The sequence below is a fragment of the Cyanobacterium sp. Dongsha4 genome, assembly GCF_036345015.1.
Taxonomy (GTDB): domain Bacteria; phylum Cyanobacteriota; class Cyanobacteriia; order Cyanobacteriales; family Cyanobacteriaceae; genus PCC-10605.
On the sequence record NZ_CP084098.1, the window covers coordinates 38,940 to 58,104 of the forward strand.

Annotated in this window: 13 protein-coding genes; 8 read left to right on the forward strand and 5 right to left on the reverse strand. The window is 30.9% G+C overall.

Annotated elements, in window-relative coordinates:
* The first annotated feature begins 37 nt into the window (after window positions 1-37).
* The 3 genes from Dongsha4_RS00195 to Dongsha4_RS00205 all read left to right on the forward strand — a co-directional run bounded on the left by Dongsha4_RS00195 (window position 38) and on the right by Dongsha4_RS00205 (window position 2,851).
* Complete coding sequence (locus tag Dongsha4_RS00195) at window positions 38-376, forward strand: element excision factor XisH family protein (protein WP_330203794.1); 339 nt, start codon at window positions 38-40, stop codon at window positions 374-376.
* 65 nt (window positions 377-441) lie between these two features.
* On the forward strand, window positions 442-783 hold the full coding sequence (locus Dongsha4_RS00200; RefSeq protein WP_330203795.1) for a XisI protein: 342 nt from the start codon (window positions 442-444) through the stop codon (window positions 781-783).
* 52 nt (window positions 784-835) lie between these two features.
* Window positions 836-2,851: a SpoIIE family protein phosphatase gene (locus Dongsha4_RS00205; RefSeq protein WP_330203796.1), complete on the forward strand. Its 2,016-nt coding sequence runs from the start codon at window positions 836-838 to the stop codon at window positions 2,849-2,851.
* Here the strand turns inward: Dongsha4_RS00205 and Dongsha4_RS00210 are convergent.
* Complete coding sequence (locus tag Dongsha4_RS00210) at window positions 2,839-3,729, reverse strand: TIGR04168 family protein (protein ID WP_330203797.1); 891 nt, start codon at window positions 3,727-3,729, stop codon at window positions 2,839-2,841. The genes Dongsha4_RS00205 and Dongsha4_RS00210 overlap by 13 nt on opposite strands.
* An 82-nt stretch (window positions 3,730-3,811) precedes the next feature.
* On the opposite strand from Dongsha4_RS00210, the gene Dongsha4_RS00215 reads away from it, so the two are divergent.
* The 3 genes from Dongsha4_RS00215 (at window position 3,812) to Dongsha4_RS00225 (ending at window position 7,425) form a co-directional block, all read left to right on the forward strand.
* On the forward strand, window positions 3,812-6,097 hold the full coding sequence (locus tag Dongsha4_RS00215) for a ribonuclease catalytic domain-containing protein (protein ID WP_330203798.1): 2,286 nt from the start codon (window positions 3,812-3,814) through the stop codon (window positions 6,095-6,097).
* A 292-nt stretch (window positions 6,098-6,389) separates the two neighbouring features.
* Window positions 6,390-7,157 (forward strand): imidazole glycerol phosphate synthase subunit HisF, encoded by a 768-nt coding sequence (hisF, locus tag Dongsha4_RS00220; protein ID WP_330203799.1) that lies wholly within the window; start codon window positions 6,390-6,392, stop codon window positions 7,155-7,157.
* 73 nt (window positions 7,158-7,230) lie between these two features.
* Window positions 7,231-7,425, forward strand: a complete 195-nt coding sequence (locus Dongsha4_RS00225) for a hypothetical protein (RefSeq protein WP_330203800.1) — start codon at window positions 7,231-7,233, stop codon at window positions 7,423-7,425.
* Window positions 7,426-7,551: 126 nt separating this feature from the next.
* On the opposite strand, the gene Dongsha4_RS00230 is transcribed toward Dongsha4_RS00225, so the two are convergent.
* From Dongsha4_RS00230 to Dongsha4_RS00245, 4 genes are all read right to left on the reverse strand, one after another.
* Entirely contained in the window at window positions 7,552-8,724 is a 1,173-nt protein-coding gene (locus Dongsha4_RS00230; RefSeq protein ID WP_330203801.1) for a HEAT repeat domain-containing protein, read from the reverse strand.
* A gap of 308 nt (window positions 8,725-9,032) precedes the next feature.
* Window positions 9,033-11,279, reverse strand: a complete 2,247-nt coding sequence (locus tag Dongsha4_RS00235) for a glycosyltransferase 61 family protein (protein WP_330203802.1) — start codon at window positions 11,277-11,279, stop codon at window positions 9,033-9,035.
* Between the two features lie 172 nt (window positions 11,280-11,451).
* Window positions 11,452-12,915 (reverse strand): ammonium transporter, encoded by a 1,464-nt coding sequence (locus Dongsha4_RS00240; RefSeq protein ID WP_330203803.1) that lies wholly within the window; start codon window positions 12,913-12,915, stop codon window positions 11,452-11,454.
* A 120-nt stretch (window positions 12,916-13,035) separates the two neighbouring features.
* Window positions 13,036-14,673 carry a hypothetical protein gene (locus Dongsha4_RS00245; protein WP_330203804.1) on the reverse strand — a complete coding sequence of 546 codons (1,638 nt, stop codon included), beginning with the start codon at window positions 14,671-14,673 and terminating at the stop codon, window positions 13,036-13,038.
* Between the two features lie 227 nt (window positions 14,674-14,900).
* On the opposite strand from Dongsha4_RS00245, the gene Dongsha4_RS00250 reads away from it, so the two are divergent.
* Together Dongsha4_RS00250 and Dongsha4_RS00255 are read left to right on the forward strand one after the other, a co-directional pair.
* The gene (locus tag Dongsha4_RS00250) at window positions 14,901-15,908 is read left to right on the forward strand and encodes a hypothetical protein (protein WP_330203805.1); all 1,008 of its coding nucleotides are present in this window, start codon (window positions 14,901-14,903) and stop codon (window positions 15,906-15,908) included.
* A 154-nt stretch (window positions 15,909-16,062) separates the two neighbouring features.
* Window positions 16,063-19,143 carry an amino acid adenylation domain-containing protein gene (locus tag Dongsha4_RS00255; protein WP_330203806.1) on the forward strand — a complete coding sequence of 1,027 codons (3,081 nt, stop codon included), beginning with the start codon at window positions 16,063-16,065 and terminating at the stop codon, window positions 19,141-19,143.
* The last annotated feature ends 22 nt before the right edge of the window (window positions 19,144-19,165 follow it).

Consider the following 19,165-nt stretch of genomic DNA (forward strand, 5'->3'; position numbering starts at 1 on the left):
GGGGTATGCCCCGCCAAACCATCAAAAAGAGAGAAAAATGTTCGCAAAAGATGTTTCCAATGAAATAGTTAAAAATGCTTTAATTAAAGATGGTTGGATGATTTTAGCAGATCTTTACACCATTGAATATGAAGATGATAACCTCTATGCCGATTTACTGGCACAAAAAACATTACTTGCTCAACAACTAAACCGTAAAATAGTAGTAGAAATAAAAAGTTTTTTAAATCCATCACCTATGAATGACTTTCAAAATGCTTTAGGTCAATATCTGCTGTATCGTGATTTTCTCAATTTTTCTCATAAAAATTATGAACTTTATTTAGCTGTAAAAAGCTCAGTATTCAATAGTTTTTTTCAAAGAAAATCCATATAGACAGTCATCAAACATTATGGGGTTGATTTTATCATATTTAATCAGAGTAAAGAGGAAATTATCTCATGGGTAAAATTATCAAATATAGAGAATTAATAAAAAATATACTAACCGAATATGATCAATTAGTTTATAAATCTCCTGATTATCAATCCGAAACTTCTCCAGTATTTGACGAAAATCATGATCATTATCTTTGGTTAACTGTTGATTGGAAAGAAGATAAAAGACCAAAATCAACTCATATTCATATCCGTATAAAAAATGAAAAAATTTATATTGAAGAAGATTGGACAGAGGCAGATATTGCTAATGAATTATTAGAAAAAGGAGTGCCAAAAGAAGATATAGTATTAGCATTTCATGACCCAGAAACACGCAAATTAACAGATTTTGCCGTAGCCTAATTTAACTTTTATAAGATATTTCAACTCCTTTGCTAACTTCTAATTAAATCTAATGTCTAATCAAGAAAAAATCACCATCCTTATCGCAGATGATGAATCCGTAAGTAGAAAATATCTAACGATGATTTTACAAAAAGACGGATATGAAATTATTACTGTAGAAAATGGAGAAAAATGTTTAGAGACATATCAACAAATATTCCCTGATATGGTTTTGTTGGATGGATTAATGCCCGTAATGGATGGCTTTGATTGTTGTCGTCGTTTAAAAGAGTTACCTAGGGGCAATGATACCATTGTGTTGATGATAACAGGTTTAGACGATCGCGATTCCGTTAATCAGGCTTATGAAGTGGGTGCAACTGATTTTTTAACCAAACCCATCAACCCTGCGGTTTTACGTCGTCGTATTAAATATTTGCTTGATGTCAAAAAAGCAGAAAGAGCATTAAAAGAAAGCGAGGAAAAATACAGAACTTTAGTAGAAAATTTAAGAGAAGTTATCTTTTATGCAGATAAAAAAGGTAATTTGACTTTTCTTAACCCTGCATGGCAAGATTTAACTGGTTTACCCCCTGATGCTTGTTTGGGGTATCCTTTATCTATCTATATCTATCCAGAAGACCAACCTATTTATGCACAGTATTGGCATTGTCTTGTTAATTCTCCTGAAGATACTACATCAAAACTGAAATGTCAAGTTAGATATGTTAAGAAAAATGGTAATTTCGGTTGGATGAGAATTTTTGCTTCTCTAATTATTAACGATAAGGGAGAATTAGAAGGGGTAACAGGTACAATCAATGATATTACAGAAAGAAAAAGAATCGAGCAGTATCAAATAATTGAAAGAGATGTAATCAAAATCTTGGCACAATCAGAGCAAAAAACTGAAGCCATCCAAAAAATATTAAAAGTAATTGGTAATAATCTTGGTTTAGAAATTGGGGAATATTGGGAGTTAAAAACAGAGGATAATTTAATTTATCCAGAAATAAAATGGCATATTAATAATCAAGAAATTGAAAAAATACTCTCAATTCGAGAAGAAAATTTGAACTCTATTCTCTGGGAAAAATGGGATTTTTCTTATGATGAATTTTGGCTAAATAATCATAAATTACTTTCATCAAAAAATGAGGTAAATTTAAGACATATATTTGCTTTTCCTATATGTAATGGGGAAGAAAAATTAGGCATCATTACCTTTTTTTCTCGTAAATCTGCTCAATATGACATTAACTTATTAGAAAATATTGTTAATTTAGGTAATCAAATCGGTCAATTTATCAAACGAAAACAAGCAGAAGAAAAACTGAAAGAAACTAATTCTCTTTTACAATCAGAATTAAGCACAGCTTCTGAATATGTGTTTTCTTTATTACCCTCTCCTGAAGAACATAATTTATCTGTGGAACAAAAATTTATTCCATCTTCTAAGTTGGGAGGAGATATTTTTGATTATTATTGGTTGGATGAGGAGAATATAGCTATTTATTTACTAGATGTTGCAGGTCATGGTATTCATTCCGCTTTGTTATCTGTGTCTATCCTTAATTTAGTTCGCAATAATTCACTATATAATACAGATCCTTATCAACCTTGGACAATTATCACTGAATTAAATCGTCTTTTTCAAATGGATAGCGATCGCCTCAATTACTTTACAATATGGTATGGGGTATATAATACCGATACCCATGAGCTAATATATTCTTCGGCGGGGCATCCTCCAGCCATATTAATTTATCAAGAAAATAATCAATGGAAATATGAGAAATTAAAGACTCCTAGCTTACCAGTGGGTATGATTGAAGATGTGGAATTTGACCAGAGTTTATGCGTTGTTAAACCCGATAGTTATTTATATATTTTCAGTGATGGTATTTATGAAATTGAGCAAGAAAACGAAAATATCTGGGGATTAGAAAACTTTATCAGTTTATTAGTGGATACCCAAGCAAAATACAAAGGCGAATTACGACATTTAATTAAGCACATAGAAAAAGTCAACCATTCTCGTAATTTTAATGATGACCTTTCTATTCTTAAAATTCATTTACGATAGAGGTTTATTGTGTCTTTTACTTTCATATTTTCACTGATAGCCATTAAATCAATTTTGGTAACTATGCCAGTATCTAGGGTGACAAGGGAAAATTTATGGATTTTTTCCCCTTCGATTTCTTGAATACGGGGGGTGGAGGCGGCATTCAAATAAATTGTTTTATGTTCATCTTGGTTAATAATGGTTCTTAATCTATCTTTAGTATGCCTTAAGCTATGGTGCATATGACCAAAGGTGACTAATGGTACATTTTTGCCTAATTCTTGAGTGTATTTTATCGCTTCTTGAAAATCAGGATCGCCAAAGTCTCCCCCTAGGGGTTTCCAGTCTCTACCGCAGGTATCTTCTGGATTTGCCCCTAAACCGAAAGGGCCATTATGGCCAATAAAAATTATCTGTTGGGTTTGAGTTTTGTTGACAGAGGCGATGATTCTGTCTGAAGACTGATTGAAATTTTCGATCGCATATTTTTCTCGATAAAATTCTTCACACTTCCATTTTGACCCACCCCAACTAAAAGGGCGACTACCCACCACAGAAATATCTAATTCTGGAAAATCAAGATAGCCATAACCAACATGGAATTTTCCTAATATGTCTAACTGTTGTTGTACTCTATCTTCCAAGATGCGATCGTAAGGACATTTTTTTCTACCCCATTCTGTGGCACTAAACCAAGCATCATGATTACCTAATACTATTGCTTTGGGGATATTTAATTGAGCGATTTGACTGATTAAGGGAATTGATTCATTGCCAAAATCCCCGACAAATAAGACTAAGTCCACTTGTAAAAATTCTAACGCCTCATGGTCAAATTCATTCCAAAGATCGTGAACATCCCCTATTACTGCAATATTGATAATTTTATCGGTCATGGTGAGTAGAATAAGTATGATAAATAATAATTAGGCTATATATAATAATTTAAAGAATTATCTGTCAACTAAAAACCAGAGGATGAAAGCGGAAATAGAAATCAAACCGAGAAAATTTAACTCTAGCCACATTCAACAGGCTTCTGCTGTAAATTTAGCTGACCATTTTCACAATCGTTTATCTGTATTTGGTATAACTATAGATGATTCAAGTACCGTTGATCGAGATGATGGTATCTGGTTGATAGAATTAAGTGACGGTAATTTTGAGCTTCAAGTGAGTATTACTGATGTTTCTAGCGTAATCCCTAAACATTCCCCCATTGATAAAGAAGCAGAGGAAAGAGTAATAACCCTCTATCATACTAACCCTTCAACCCCCATGTTACCTAATCATCTTAGTACTAATTTAGGTTCATTGGAAGAAGAGCAAAGACGGTTAGCTTTAACTATTTTTTTTCAAATTGATAGTAATGGAAACGTTAATAATTTTACCATTAAAGAGACTGTTTTTACTAATAAAAAGGCTTTTAGTTATGAAGAAGTAGAAAAAATTTTAGCAAATCCTCAAGATATTCCCGAACATAAATTATTATTAAAAATGCAACAATTAGCTCATTTATTTGCTCAAAAAAGAGTGGGTAAATCAGGCATATTAACAACAGAAGGTTATGTTGATGAAGACGGCAATTTAATTAAAGAAAATGTTAATACCCATCAATTAATTGCTGAATTTATGATTTTAACTAATGCAACAGTTGCCAATTTTTTAGCAGAGAATAATCTACCTGCAATTTATCGTACTCAGGATGTTGGGACAACGGATTTTGATTTTGTGATTAAAACTATGGGTCATTGTCTAGTCCCTGCTGTTTATGAGTCTTGTGCAAAACCTCATGTTGGTTTAGGTTTGATGGCATATGCTCATTTTACTAGCCCTTTAAGAAGATTTGTTGATTTAGTTAATCATCGTATTATTAAAAATTTTCTTCTGCAAAAATCCCATCCTTATTCTATTCAAGAATTAAATAAAATTTGTGATTATGTTAATGAGTTTACCGAAAAATTTAAGTGCGATCGAGCTAATTATTTAAAGCAAAAAAGAAAAGATGAATTAGAAGAAAAATATAGCAAATTAAACAAAGTTAATATTGGTAAATTATCTACCGATGAATTATCAGAGTTAATCGAATATACAGCAAAAAATAATCGCTTAAAAGAGATAGTTTTATCTTTAGAAAAAAGAAAACAGGATTTACAACCAAAAGATTTTTATAATATCTGGTTTGTCAGTGAAATCCAACATTTTTTAGAAGACGAAGAAATAGATGGTATTTCCGTTTTAAGGATTAAAAGCCAACTAGACAATTCCATTGTTGATTATAAATCTTACTACTGCCATATAAGACAAAAAAACTTTGCTTTCTGTTATCTTGATGGTAAAACAACCCTTAACCCAGAAGAAGATAGTAAAAAAAATAAAGCTCGACAAAAAGCGGCTTTAGCAACAATTAAATCCTATTTACAAGGAGAATTAACGTCACAACCTAATAATTTTCCATCTGCTACTTTTGAGGATTTTATCAAAGAACAATCCTTACAAAAATTAGAAAACGATATTGATTTAATTAACTTAGATGATAAGCTATTTAGCCAACTAATTGACTATTGTCTTGAAAATCAATTTGAAGAAAAAATCATTCAGGAAATAGAAAACAGAATTAATCGTCTGAGTGTTAAGGATTTATATAAAATTTGGTTTGAAGGGAAAATAAATAAATTTTTCAACTTTACCAACCTAGACTCTACCTCCGTAGTTTTAATTTATTGTCAAATCAATAATTACCCCATTAAATATCAAATAGAATATAATTCTTCTGAAGGAGTTTATTCTGCCCTTTGTTGTATCAATAATTTAACCCCCTCAGAAGTTTCGGTGGATGCAAAAAAAAGTAGGGCAAAACAAAAAGCATCTATGGCGTATATTCAGGCTTATGTTAATAATACTTTAATTGCCGCTCCTGATATTTTTGTTGATGAAAATGAAGATAATTATCCTGAGAAAAACGCTAATCAAGATGATGACATTAACCCTAAAAAAGATACTATTAATAACATTGATAATAACGAAGAAAAACCAACAAAATTAAATATTGATTGGGTATCTAAACTTCATTATCTCTGTCAGGCAAATCATTGGAAATCCCCAGAATATATATTTGATAATATCGGCACTTTTTTTTCTTGTATCGTCGTTTTGTCTGTGGAAAATAAAGTCTTAAAATCTAAAGGTTATGGTAAAAGCAAAAAGGATGCTAAACAATCTGCTTCTCAGGTGTTTATGATTCAACATCAATTAGAAACTTAAGCGTTGGTGATTTGAGCTATAATTTTTGTTGTAAGTTGAAGGCAAAAGGCAAAGTTAAAAGGGCAAAGGTAAATAGTTGATAATTAATAACTTCTAACTCTGACACCTAACCTTATCCGATATTCTAAAACCGAACTGAAGTTATTTTTTACCTAGTTTTTTCTGTGTTTCATTTCTTTATTCAGCCATGACAAAATTTAAAATCATCTAAGTTTTTTCGAGAGGTAGCAAAAAATGACTCGTTTCCTGACATGATATTATAATGAGACTGCGTCAAAGGAGAGATGAATAAATGTTAGCAAAAAGAATATTACCCTGTTTAGATGTTAATGCTGGTAGAGTGGTTAAAGGTGTAAATTTTACCAATTTGAAAGATGCAGGTGATCCCGTTGAACTAGCAAAGCTATATAATGATGCAGGGGCAGATGAATTAGTTTTTCTGGATATTACCGCTACCCATGAAGCGAGAGACACAATCATTGATGTGGTATATCGCACTGCAGAACAAGTATTTATTCCTCTTACTGTTGGGGGGGGGATTAAAACCTTAGAAAATGTTAAGGATTTGTTAAGGGCGGGAGCGGATAAAATAAGTGTCAACTCAACGGCAGTAAGGAATCCAGATTTTATTAATAAAGCTAGTGAGCGTTTTGGCAGTCAATGTATTGTTGTTGCTATTGATGCAAGAAGAAGAGAAGATGCAAATAATCCGGGGTGGGATGTATATGTGAGAGGCGGAAGGGAAAACACTGGAATTGATGCGGTGACATGGGCGAAAGAGGTGACGGAGAGAGGTGCCGGGGAATTACTAATTACCAGTATGGATGCGGATGGAACTCAAGCAGGATATGATTTAGAATTAACTAAAACCATTGCGGAAATGGTGGAAATACCTGTTATCGCCTCTGGGGGTGCTGGTAACTGTCATCATATTTATCAAGCCTTAACAGAGGGAAAAGCAGAAGCGGCTTTGTTAGCTTCTTTATTACATTATGGACAATTGACGGTAGAAGAGATTAAAAAATACTTAAGTAGTCATCAAGTGCCAGTAAGAAATTAATTTTTTCCTTAACGAAAGTTAATATTTCTGAGAAAGATGTATTAAAATAGACTAAAACTTACATTCTTAAGAAATGTTAATTCCGATTCTCATTTTAGATATAGCTTTAGTAGCTTGGTCGTTGCATTTGATGCAACAGGCTTTTGATAGCCGAGAATTCTCTTTGATGTTAGCTGGTACATTAGTTGCCCTTGCGGCGGCCGCAATGATGGTAGTTTATTTTTTGGTTCACAATTGTCTAGCATATTTTGCTAACATTCCTAGTTAATTATTGATATTTCTGTCTATTTATTCAGATAATTTGAGGAAAGTTTTTTGATACTAGAATTGTAAATAATTAGATATTGAATATCATCTATACTATTGATTGCTTTTGTGATTTTGTTGATAATCCTCAAGATTCTGAGAGGGATTTTAGGTGAAATAGTATTTTTTCCGCTTCTAAAGAATTAAAATATTTTTTGCTATTTTCGGCAATTTCTTGAATATATTTAAGGGCAGATTTTGCTTTTAGTTGTTTCCATGAGTAACAAAGACTTTGGAGAATTTCTGAGGTGTTTTTACTTGGGGGGATATTTTCATAAAAATTATTTAAAATTGCGATCGCATCTTGTGTTATTTTGGAATCAGTAATTCTACCTAAAACTTTAATTATTTCCAATGTGAGTAAGTTATCAGCTAAGATTATATAGTTTCCTAAAGATTGGATACTTTTTTCTGTTTCTATCCATGCCAGTGACTTAATGATAGTTATTTTTAATGGTATGGGAGTATAAGGAGAGATTAAAGATTTCTCCAGAAAATTAACCGCTAGAGGGTGACTACATTTACTTAATGTAATTGCCGCTTGTTGGGCAACCCCAAGATTGAGATCATCGAGTAAGGGTGCAATAATTGATATAAGGGGAATTTCTTGAGTTTTTTTCAACCTTAAACCAATTCCGATTAAGGCTTCTTTACGAACACTAGAGCTATTATCCTCCAATGCCTCTATCATAACCTTAAGTATGGAAGTGCGATCGAAATTTTTTAAAGCAGTGAGAGAGTAAAGTCTAACTTGACTATTTTCATCCTTAGTAACAGATAGTAATGGTGCAATAATCGAAGTGTGAGGAATTTGTGCTAGGGCTTTAGTGGCAAAAATACGATATTCTTCTTGATTTAGTAGATTAGATAAAAAGCCAACACACTCCTTACCTTGAGAAGCTAGAGTTTCAATGGCGAGAGTAATTAATTCTTCTGACTGAGTGAGAGAAAATAACTCACTAATAATTAATATTACTTGAGGACTTTTAATTTGTTCAACTATTCTCAAGGCACTGCAACGCAAATCCAAATCCACATTTTCATCGAGAATAATCTCTTTCAATAAGGGTATAACCTTTTCTCCATATTTAACCAAAACTTTAGAAACAACCCACTTCGCCTCAAAATTGCCCCTTGCTAACATTTCTATAGCAGTCTCTAAAGGGATTGAATCGTAACTACTTAAAATATGGGTGATGTCATAATGATTAATCTTCCCTGTTTCTGTTTCTAAATTAAGACTTTCTAAAGTTTGAGACATACCAATAAGTTAATAAAAATTCGATGGGAGATAGGTGCAGATTAGCTTTATTTTCCGTAGCTCCAAGAGTTAAGTAATTAACTAAGTTTGAGATGTAATTATTTAACCTTCCTAGATAAGTTAATTTCCTTTGTATCAAAATTTTGTAACGATAATCACATTCTTTTATGGTTGATGCTTTTTAAACATAAATTCGATGCAAAAAATACAAGACAGTTCATATTTTATGCAACTTGTAACATAAAAGCCAAGATAAAATTAAAACGTTTTTAAGATCAACTTTATCCCCTTTTTTCTCTGTCAAAAATTTATACAATTAAATCTAATATTACCATTGGGGATTGCAAATAAATATCCTCTAATCTACTATCAGGATAAAGGAAAGAGTGAAAATGAGAACTACCAATAGCTTCCCCAATTATATAATGGTAGTCCAAATTAACTAAATTACTCACCAACCAATAGCAAGGATAAACATAATTTGGTGCAAATATTTCCACAACTTTAGTATTAGGTTGACAAAAAACAAGGTTACTTAAACCACTACCGTGAGGAGAAATAACTATTTTTGCCTCAGATAATAATTCTGCTTGTTGTTTAACGGAAAATGATTCTAAATCAACTATTTCAAAGTCATTTTTTTTCAATAATTTTACTAATTCTTGCTCATTGATAAAACGACGACTATGGGCATTATTTCGGGTTATATATAATTTTCTATAGGGTTTTTGCTCTTTGTTATATCCCAATAATTTATTTTTCAAATATTGACAACTCCAAGAAGGCATCCAAGCAATACAACCGGGAAATGAAGGAATAATTAATTCTTCAGCTTGAAGATATAAAGGAAATGAAAGGGGTAATATTTTTTCAGGAGAGATGTTCAATATTTGTAAGGTTTCTTTTTGAAAATTTGTCCTATTATCTACTAAAATATAATCAATGTCCTGCCAATTTATACCTAATAGTTCAACTAAATAAAGACGAGGAAAAATGTCAAACAACCAATGAAAATAAACGTTATTTAATAATCCTACTAATACTAAAACTTTACCTTCTATTATTGTTTTAGGCGGCAGAAAAGGGCTTTGTAAAAGAGAATGCTTACTAGGGTGACTATCAGGATGATTTGGACTTAAAGCTGGAGATTCAGGAGACAAATCACCAATTAAATAATTATCTTCCGTAATAATGGCACTACTTCCTTCTGTCTTTTTTAAATACACTTTACCATTAGGAATTTTGACAAGAAAGGGTTTGGGTAGTTCTATTTTTTCAGGAAAGTAAAAACTGGGATGATTTTTTTTATGAATAGTTTTCGGCGGTTTTAAGTATAAATAGTTGTCTAATTCAAAAGAATAATAGTTTGTTTCTAATCGGTTATTTTGTTTTGCCCATTCATAAGCTGTTTCATAATATTGATTAACAGGATTATTAATTTGATATTCATGCTCCTTTCTGTTATCTAATTTGGTATTAATTTGTTGTGCAATTATTTGATATTGATGAGGGTTAATTACTTTCAATTTCTCAAGATAAAGATTAATATTATCGTATTGATTCTGATAGTAAAGGCTAACAATTAAATTAGTATAAATGATGTCGTTTTCTATTTTGTTGTCTAATGAAATTTGATAATAGTGGATTGCTAATTTATATTTTCTTTGGCTAAATAATATGTGAGCAATATTCTGACTAATTTCTCCTAATGATTTATTAGTTTGTAAACTCTCAATTAAGTCAATATTTAGTTTAATTACTTCTTCTTGATTTACTTTAATTGCTATTTCTTGTTGATACCAATTTTGATAGTTATTAATTGTTTTCGGTATCTGATTAATTAATATTTTCCATTTATCGACAACTAGATTTAATTTTTTTTCTATGAGATAGATATAACCTAATTGTCCATAACTTTGAATATGGTGAGGATTTATTTTTATTATTTCTTTTAATATGTTTCTTGCGGAGTTATAATCATCAATTTTGAGGTAACAATCTGCTAAGGAGGAGAGAATTTGTAAATTTTGAGGCTCTATTTTTTTTCCTTGTTCATAGACTGCGATCGCATTTTTCCATTCTTTTATATCTTCCCATAATTGACCTAAATTTTCATAAGCAATAATACAGTTAGGTTGGTTTTCTAATAATTTTTTTAAGACTTCTATTCCTAAATCAACGTTACTTTGTTGAGCAAAAATATGAGCTAAATCAATATAAGCACTGACATGATTAGGATTTAATTCTAATCCTTGATAATATAACTCTATTGCTAAATTAAAATTATATTGACTATATTTAATTGTGGCAATTTTAAAAATAATTTCAGCAATATTATCTATTTCTAATTCATCAATATTTAATAACAATTCTAAGTAAATAGCACCACTTAAATCATTTTCTTCTAAACAAAGATAAGTTATCGCTAAATAATTTTTGAGAAGATTATTTTCTGGATTTGTTTCTAATAAGTTTGTAATATATTCCTTAGCTAAAAAATACTTTCCCTCTGCCAATAAGTTCTCAATTATATAAATATCATTTTCTCTTAACATCAGTAGTTGGGGATTGAAAAAAATTAATTCCTAATTCCTAATTCCTAAATTATCATTTAAAGTCTTGTATAGATTCTTATGTATTAAGACAAAATCAATTTATCTGTTTTTTATTTATCTATACTCATTTAAGTATAACTCCGAACTCCGAACTCCGAACTAAATTTAATTACTACTGGCTTTCTCCTTCAAAATCAAAAAATCCAGTATAAGCCTCCATACCATGTTCACCAATATCTAAACCTAAGTATTCCTCTTCCTGAGAAACTCTTAAACCAAAAATAGATCTTAACACAACCCAAAATACTGTACTAAAAATAATCATGGCAACCCCCACACTAACAACCCCTAAAATCTGTGAGCCAAGTAACTCAAAAGTACCATTACTGAAGAAACCAGCAATATTTTCATCCCCTGTAATGTTCTCGTCAGCGAATAAACCTACGGCAATAGTGCCCCAAATGCCATTAACTAAGTGTACCGATACTGCACCGACAGGATCATCAATTTTTAATTTATCTAACATATATACAGAAAAAACCACCAAAATACCAGCTAATGCCCCAATAGTGACCGCACTAGAGTAAGATACCATTGAACATCCCGCAGTAATTGCTACTAATCCTGACAAAATACCGTTGATACTTAGGGATAAATCGGGTTTTCCTGCTAATACCCAACTACTAATAGTGCCTGTTAATGCCCCAGAGGCGGCCGCTAAATTCGTCACCACCGCAATATAAGCTATATTTTCTCCTACTGCCATGGTTGAGCCGGGGTTAAAGCCAAACCAACCAATCCAAAGAATAAAACACCCTAAAGTTGCCAAACTTAAATTATGACCGGGTAAGGGTACTATACCACCATCAGATAAATATTTTCCTAGTCTTGGTCCTAAAATTATTGCTCCTGTTAAAGCACACCATCCTCCTACAGAATGCACTACCGTTGACCCTGCAAAATCCTGAAATCCAGCTTCTGCTAACCATCCACCTCCCCAAGTCCAATGTCCTATAATAGGATATGCGATCGCAACTAGGAAAAAACTGAAAAATAAAAAATCAATGAATTTAACTCTCTCTGCCACCGCACCAGAGACGATTGTCGCCGCCGTACCAGCAAAAGCCACCTGAAATAAAAATTTTGCCGATAAAGGTACTCCTGCCCAACTCAAGGCGTTGTAAACCCCCTCATAAGCCTCTCCTGTAGCGGGGCTGTTATCTGCTCCTTGTAAAAAAAATCCCTGAGTACCAATAAAGCTATTTCCATCGGCAAACATTAAACCGAATCCAATAGCCCAAAAAGCCAAAGTTGATACGGCAAAAACGATTAAATTTTTGGAGAGTAAATTAACGGCGTTTTTACTACGGCAAAATCCTGTTTCTAACATCGCAAAACCGGCATTCATGGCGATAACTAAAATTGAAGCTATTACCACCCATAGGGTATCCAAGCCTACTTTTAACTCTCCTGTAACGATTTCTAGGGAAGTAGAACTATCTTGAGCATACACCGCATAACTGGAACATAAGAGTAAAATAACACTTAATAAAACACAACCTTGCCAACTAGAAGATTTCTGAATTTTGTTGATAATTAACTGAATTTTCCTTTTTTGAGTTCTTGTAATTAACATTGTTTTAGATTCTGTTTTGACTCGCTTATTATAAGTTAAACGAGTTTTGATTATTAGCATCAAATTTTACAGAATTTTATAAGTTTTTTATTAGTTTTATTTGACCTTTATATTCAAAAATTATAAATAACTATTATAAATCATAATTAACTTTTGTTGAGGGTTATATACTTCTACTGGTATTTTATATTTAGAGCTAATATATTGATAGTTTTTCTCCACCTGATTGATATGATTGATTATCTGTTTTTCTTGCTCATTATTATTGGTTAAATCACTCATTACTGAAAGAGAAGTAATTTTTTGGATGTACTCATCTGTTAAATATATTTTTATATTCCTGTCACTAACACTATAACTACATATTTTCTCTGAACTTTGACAAATTTCTTTTAATTTGGTTTTTATTTCCTCTCTTTTAACTGCTTTTTTTAAAGCACCTTGGGCAATTTCTAATTTTCCTTCGGCTTCATTTTTTTGTTTTTCTATCTCATCTTTTAACCAACTATCTGGAGAAATAGTACCAGTTAAATTAATAACTTCTTGCCACAAATTAACTGCTTTTGTCCATTGATTTTGTCTTTCTTGTTCTTGAGCCGATTTCATTTTTGCTTCTATATTTTTTTTCAGATTTAATGCTTTTTCTTCAACGGTAATTTTCTTTTGAACTTCACTAATCTGCTGAAGATAATCATTAATAATTTTTTCTTTTTGCTGATACACCTCAGTTTGAGGAGGAATTTGTTCTATTTCTTGGATGGCAGATTTCCATTTTGCTTCTCTTTCTCTCAGGGCTTCTAAAGTATCATTAACGTTATTTTCTCCTTTGATTTGTGCTACTATTTTTTTCGCATTTTCTCGTTTCTTAATTGCTAAATTTTCTTTCTCTATTTGTCTATTTACAAAAGATAATTGTTGTTGATAGGTGTTAATTCTTAAGGTTTTAAATTCTTTAAATTCTTCACTTTTTATCTTATTTAAAGGTGCGATCGCATCTTGCCAAAATTGCTTAACTCTTAACCATTCATCTAAAGATAGAGGTAATTTTTCACTCATATTTTGAGCATTACTAGCAACGCTTTTAGCATCTAAGAATAATTGTAAATCATTAATCTTTTCTTTATAACTATTAATAAGTATTTCGGCTTGATCATGTTCCTTAGACCAAGATGGTATAGTTTTTAAAGTATCGATATTTTTAACTAAATCAGCAATCAATTCTTTAATTTCATTATCCGTTAAATCATTGGTTTCTAACTGATTAAACAAATTATTTGTCGCAACTTCTGTATCTGTAATTACAGTACAAGTACCTAAAACACAAGGACGAGTGAAATAATAAGTAATACCAAAAATACTTAAAGAAATAACTCCTAATATAAAAATAATAAAACCAGCCGAAAAATTTGCCGACTTATAAAAAGTGCTTGATGCTTTTTCATCTCCTATAACATTAGATAAATCTTGATTATTTTCAGCTCTATTTATAGAAGAAAAATAAACTATATCTCGATTTTCGATATTAATAATTGAGTAGTAATCAGTAATTTTACAGTCACCAATAATGTCTTTAATTAAATCAACAACTTTTGTTAAAATATTCTCAGAATAACTATTAATCAAAATCAGCAATTGATCATTTTCTGGTAACTCAATTTGACAATCAAACTCAAGCTGAATTTCCTTCGTAACAACCGCTTTAATTTTTTCTTGGAAAGTTTCAGGGTTTATTTTTTGCCCCATTGCTGTTTTAATCATAGATAAAAAACCATTAACTTAACTACCTATAAGGTGGATTATAAAATAATCAATACAGGAGGCTAACCTCGCAAGACAAAAATTAACCCTTATTCATTCAAAAAGTGTATCATTAAATTCAATTTTAATTTATGATCATAGTTAACGATTTATTAAATATCAAAAACTTTACAGACTTTTTGCGTCAACTTCACCAACTTTTTCTCTAATCTCTTCTGGTAAAAAATATGGCAGATAAAATATCTAACAGCAACTTACAACCTTGGTGGAATCGCCCTCTTTGGGGGGATAAAAGTATGCTAGAAAAATTAGAATCTATAGTTCATAAACCTCATGATACTATCCCAGAGGAAGTGATTGAGCATCATCAAAGAGTTTTCGGAGAGTTGAAAATACTGACACCTATAGCGAAAGCCCTAGATAGTAATGAATTTAATAATCCTGAATTTTTGGAATTTGTCCATATTTCTAAATTGTTTGCCTATGAAATTGGGGAATATAAAGGTCTAAAAAATTATATTGCATTATTTAGAGTTGCGGTAGAAGCGAGAAATAGTTTTTTGAAAATTGAACAAATAGAGTTATCCTATCGTAGTAGTAAACAACAAGAAATGTATCGCTTTCTTCTGGGTTTACTCGAACAACAATTAAACTCTGAAGAATTCATCAAGAAACTAGAACAAAAACAGCAAGAAATATTACCAGAAATTCATAGTGAAGAAGGAAAAGATGCCATTAATGTATATACTGAAACTCTCAAAAAATTAGCTCGTCAAGATGAGTTAGGTATTAAATTAATGTACCTTTTTAAAAAATATCAATTAGAAAATTTTTCCTTATTAAGAATAATATCGGAAATCGTCCAATACTTATTAGAAAGGAATTTGCGAGATTTTAATGATATAAAAATTTTGGTAAGGGCAAATCAGAATTTATTTGATCAACTAGGAAAAGTTATCGAATTACCTATTGATAAAACTAGAGAAGAAGATTATGCGAGGATGCTTCAATATATTGCCATGAAACAAAAATACCAAGATATATATATTCAGTTTCTCCGCCTATTAGAAGTAATGACTTCGTGGAGTCATTTTTACCTAATTTTAAAAGAAATTCGTGAACATTATGACCCTGATGAATTTGAAATTCCTGAAGAATTTAACACTCCTATCCCCGGAATAGAAATTTATAATAAGTACCAAGGCGTAATCACGAAGAAATACAAGTCTGACTAGGAATTTTGGCTCTTGTATAATTCTATAAAAGTTCTCTGAATATCAATGTGAATTTGTATTTTTAGTTTTTGTATAGGTATCGAAAGTTATTGAAATATTATTCGTTTAGTTGCTATATTGATTTTTAACACTTTAACTTCATGAATATTTAGCAATGAAACTGAATCAATTTATTAGCTATCTTTCCGATTTAGATATAAAAATTTACTTAAACGGTGAAAAATTGGGGGTAGATGCCCCTAAAGGAGCTTTAAATATTCAGTTACAACAAGAGATTATTTCTCGTAAATCAGAGATTATTACCTACTTACAAAAACAAGCAAATTTAACCTTAAAACCTATTGATAGAAACCAAAAATTACCTCTTTATTTTGCTCAGGTGCGATCGTGGTTTTTTGAACAATTTGTACCTAACACGGGAGTATATAACATCCCTAGGGCAATAAAGATGGAGGGTAATCTTGAGATAAATGTCTTAGAAAAAACGATTAATGAAATTATCAAAAGACATGAGGTATTGCGTTCTAGTTGTGAAAATATCGATGGAAAACCGAAATTAAAGATTGCTTCTCAATTAAACATATCTCTCCCCGTTATCGATTTATCTCATTTATCCCCAGAAAAACAAACAATAAAAGTCGAAGAAATAGCTCAAAAAGAAGCTCATAAATCATTTGATTTATCCATTTTACCTTTATTAAGAGTCAATTTATTACGCTTAAATCCACAAAAGCATATTTTACTATTAACTCTACATCATTTTGTGGCAGATGGTTGGTCAATGCCTCTTTTGTATCAGGAATTATCTCAAATTTATCAAGCATTTTGTCAAGATTTACCATCACCGTTACCAGATTTCGCCATTCAATATACTGACTTCGCTTATTGGCAACACAAACTCTTAGAAACTGGATATTTTGATAAACAACTCACCTATTGGAAACGGCAGTTAAAAGACTCTTCTTTCGTAATAAATTTATCCACAGACAAACCACGACCACCAATTCAAACCTACGATGGAGATTCTTATTCCTTTAACTTTTCTCCTGAATTATCACAGAAAATTAATCAACTTTGTCGTGAGAAACAAGTAACGCCTTTTATGTTACTTTTAGCAGTATTTAATGTTCTTCTTTATCGCTATACCCAACAAGAAGATTTTATCGTGGCTACCACGGTTTCTAATCGTAAAAATCTGGAATTAGAAAAAATAATTGGCGCTTTTGCTAATAATATTTTATTAAGGGCAAAATGTAAGGATAGTTTGAGTTTTAATAATTTTTTAGAACAGGTTAAACAAACAACTATTTCTGCTTATACTCATCAAGATTTTCCCTTTGAAAAATTGGTAGAAGAATTGCAACCGCCAACCGATTTAAGTCGTAATCCTCTTTATCAAGTTTGGTTTATTCTACACCAAAGAAATAATCAAAATAAAAATTTACTTCAGAATGATAATCTAATTTTTCATGAATTTGAATTGTTAAAATTAAGTAATTCTCGTATGGATTTAGGCTTAAGTTTTATCGCTGATAATGATAAATTTGAGGGATGTTTTGAATATAACATTAATTTATTCAGTTGCGATCGCATTCAAAGAATGGCACAGCATTTTCAAGTGTTATTGTCAGAAATAATCGAAAATCCTCAAGAGAAAATATCGAAATTAAATATATTAACAGAAACTGAGAAAAAACAGATATTAATTGATTGGAATAATACCAAAGTCGATTATCCTAAAGATAAGTGTATTCATCAACTATTTGAAGAACAAGTAATCAAAACTCCAGATAATATTGCTGTTATTTTAGAAGAAGAAAAACTCACTTATCAACAATTAAACGAAAAAGCTAATCAGTTAGCTTATTATCTGATTAAACAAGGAGTAAAATTAGAAACAAAAGTAGGGATAAAATGCGATCGCTCTTTTGATATGATTATTGGTATATTAGGTATATTAAAAGCAGGAGGTTGTTATGTCCCCATTGATGATAATTACCCTCAAGAGAGAATAAATTACATTTTAGAAGAAGCAAATATAGATATTTTGTTAACACAAAAAGGGTTAAAAAACAACATAAAAAAACAAATATTTACAGTTTATTTAGATGAAAAAAGCCTATTTGATCAAGAAAGCAAAATTAACCCCATCAATGAAGTAAAAAGTAATAATTTAGCTTATGTAATTTACACTTCAGGAAGTACAGGAAAGCCAAAAGGAGTACTAATAAAACATAAAAGTGTTAATAGATTAGTTATTAATTGTAATTATATTTCCATTAATGCACAGGATAAAATAGCCCAAATTGCCAATACTTCTTTTGATGCCGCAACTTTTGAAATTTGGGGGGCATTATTGACTGGAGCAAATCTGGTAATTTTTTCTCAAGAAACAGTTTTACAATTAGACTTATTTATCAACAAATTGAGACAACAAAAAATTGATACTATATTTATGACAACAGCCTTATTCAATCAAATAGTAAATTTATATCCCGAAGGACTAAAAACTTTAAAAAATGTTTTATTTGGGGGCGAAAAATGTAATAAACAATTAGTCGAGAAAATCTTAAAACAGGAAAAACTAAATCAGTTAATTCACGTTTACGGACCAACTGAAAATACTACATTTTCTAGTTATTATATAGTCAGTAAAGTAAATAATCATCAAAATTTGCCAATTGGTAAACCAATCAACAATACACAACTGTACATTTTAGACAAACAATTACAACCCCTACCTATCGGAGTAACAGGAGAATTACACATAGGAGGGGATGGATTAGCCAGAAGTTATTTGAATCGCCCTGAATTAACTGCAGAAAAATTTATAGATAACCCTTTTGGGAAAGGAAAATTATATAAAACAGGAGATTTATGTCGTTATTTACCTGATGGAAACATTGAATTTATTGGCAGAATTGATAATCAAGTAAAAGTGCGAGGTTTTCGTATTGAATTAGGAGAAATTGAAGCAACACTCAGTCAATATCAAGGGATAAAAGAAACGGTAGTTATAGTTAAAGAAAATAGTTGGGGGGATAAATATTTAGTCGCTTATCTAATCACAAATAGTCACGTTAATCAGAAGGAGTTAAAAACATATTTACAAGAAAAATTACCTCATTATATGATACCTTCAGGGTTTATCTCTTTAGATAAATTTCCTCTAACACCTAACGGAAAAATAGATAAAAAAGCCCTACCTGATATTGACTATCAAGAAAATAGATAAAATGAATATATTGCCCCCACAA

Excerpts from the sequence above, each read along its gene's own strand:
- Dongsha4_RS00195 (WP_330203794.1), top strand. The coding sequence starts at position 38 with ATGTTCGCAAAAGATGTTTCCAATGAAATAGTTAAAAATGCTTTAATT.
- Dongsha4_RS00200 (WP_330203795.1), top strand. The coding sequence starts at position 442 with ATGGGTAAAATTATCAAATATAGAGAATTAATAAAAAATATACTAACC.
- Dongsha4_RS00205 (WP_330203796.1), top strand. The coding sequence starts at position 836 with ATGTCTAATCAAGAAAAAATCACCATCCTTATCGCAGATGATGAATCC.
- Dongsha4_RS00210 (WP_330203797.1), bottom strand. The coding sequence starts at position 3,729 with ATGACCGATAAAATTATCAATATTGCAGTAATAGGGGATGTTCACGAT.
- Dongsha4_RS00215 (WP_330203798.1), top strand. The coding sequence starts at position 3,812 with ATGAAAGCGGAAATAGAAATCAAACCGAGAAAATTTAACTCTAGCCAC.
- hisF (WP_330203799.1), top strand. The coding sequence starts at position 6,390 with ATGTTAGCAAAAAGAATATTACCCTGTTTAGATGTTAATGCTGGTAGA.
- Dongsha4_RS00225 (WP_330203800.1), top strand. The coding sequence starts at position 7,231 with ATGTTAATTCCGATTCTCATTTTAGATATAGCTTTAGTAGCTTGGTCG.
- Dongsha4_RS00230 (WP_330203801.1), bottom strand. The coding sequence starts at position 8,724 with ATGTCTCAAACTTTAGAAAGTCTTAATTTAGAAACAGAAACAGGGAAG.
- Dongsha4_RS00235 (WP_330203802.1), bottom strand. The coding sequence starts at position 11,279 with ATGTTAAGAGAAAATGATATTTATATAATTGAGAACTTATTGGCAGAG.
- Dongsha4_RS00240 (WP_330203803.1), bottom strand. The coding sequence starts at position 12,915 with ATGTTAATTACAAGAACTCAAAAAAGGAAAATTCAGTTAATTATCAAC.
- Dongsha4_RS00245 (WP_330203804.1), bottom strand. The coding sequence starts at position 14,673 with ATGATTAAAACAGCAATGGGGCAAAAAATAAACCCTGAAACTTTCCAA.
- Dongsha4_RS00250 (WP_330203805.1), top strand. The coding sequence starts at position 14,901 with ATGGCAGATAAAATATCTAACAGCAACTTACAACCTTGGTGGAATCGC.
- Dongsha4_RS00255 (WP_330203806.1), top strand. The coding sequence starts at position 16,063 with ATGAAACTGAATCAATTTATTAGCTATCTTTCCGATTTAGATATAAAA.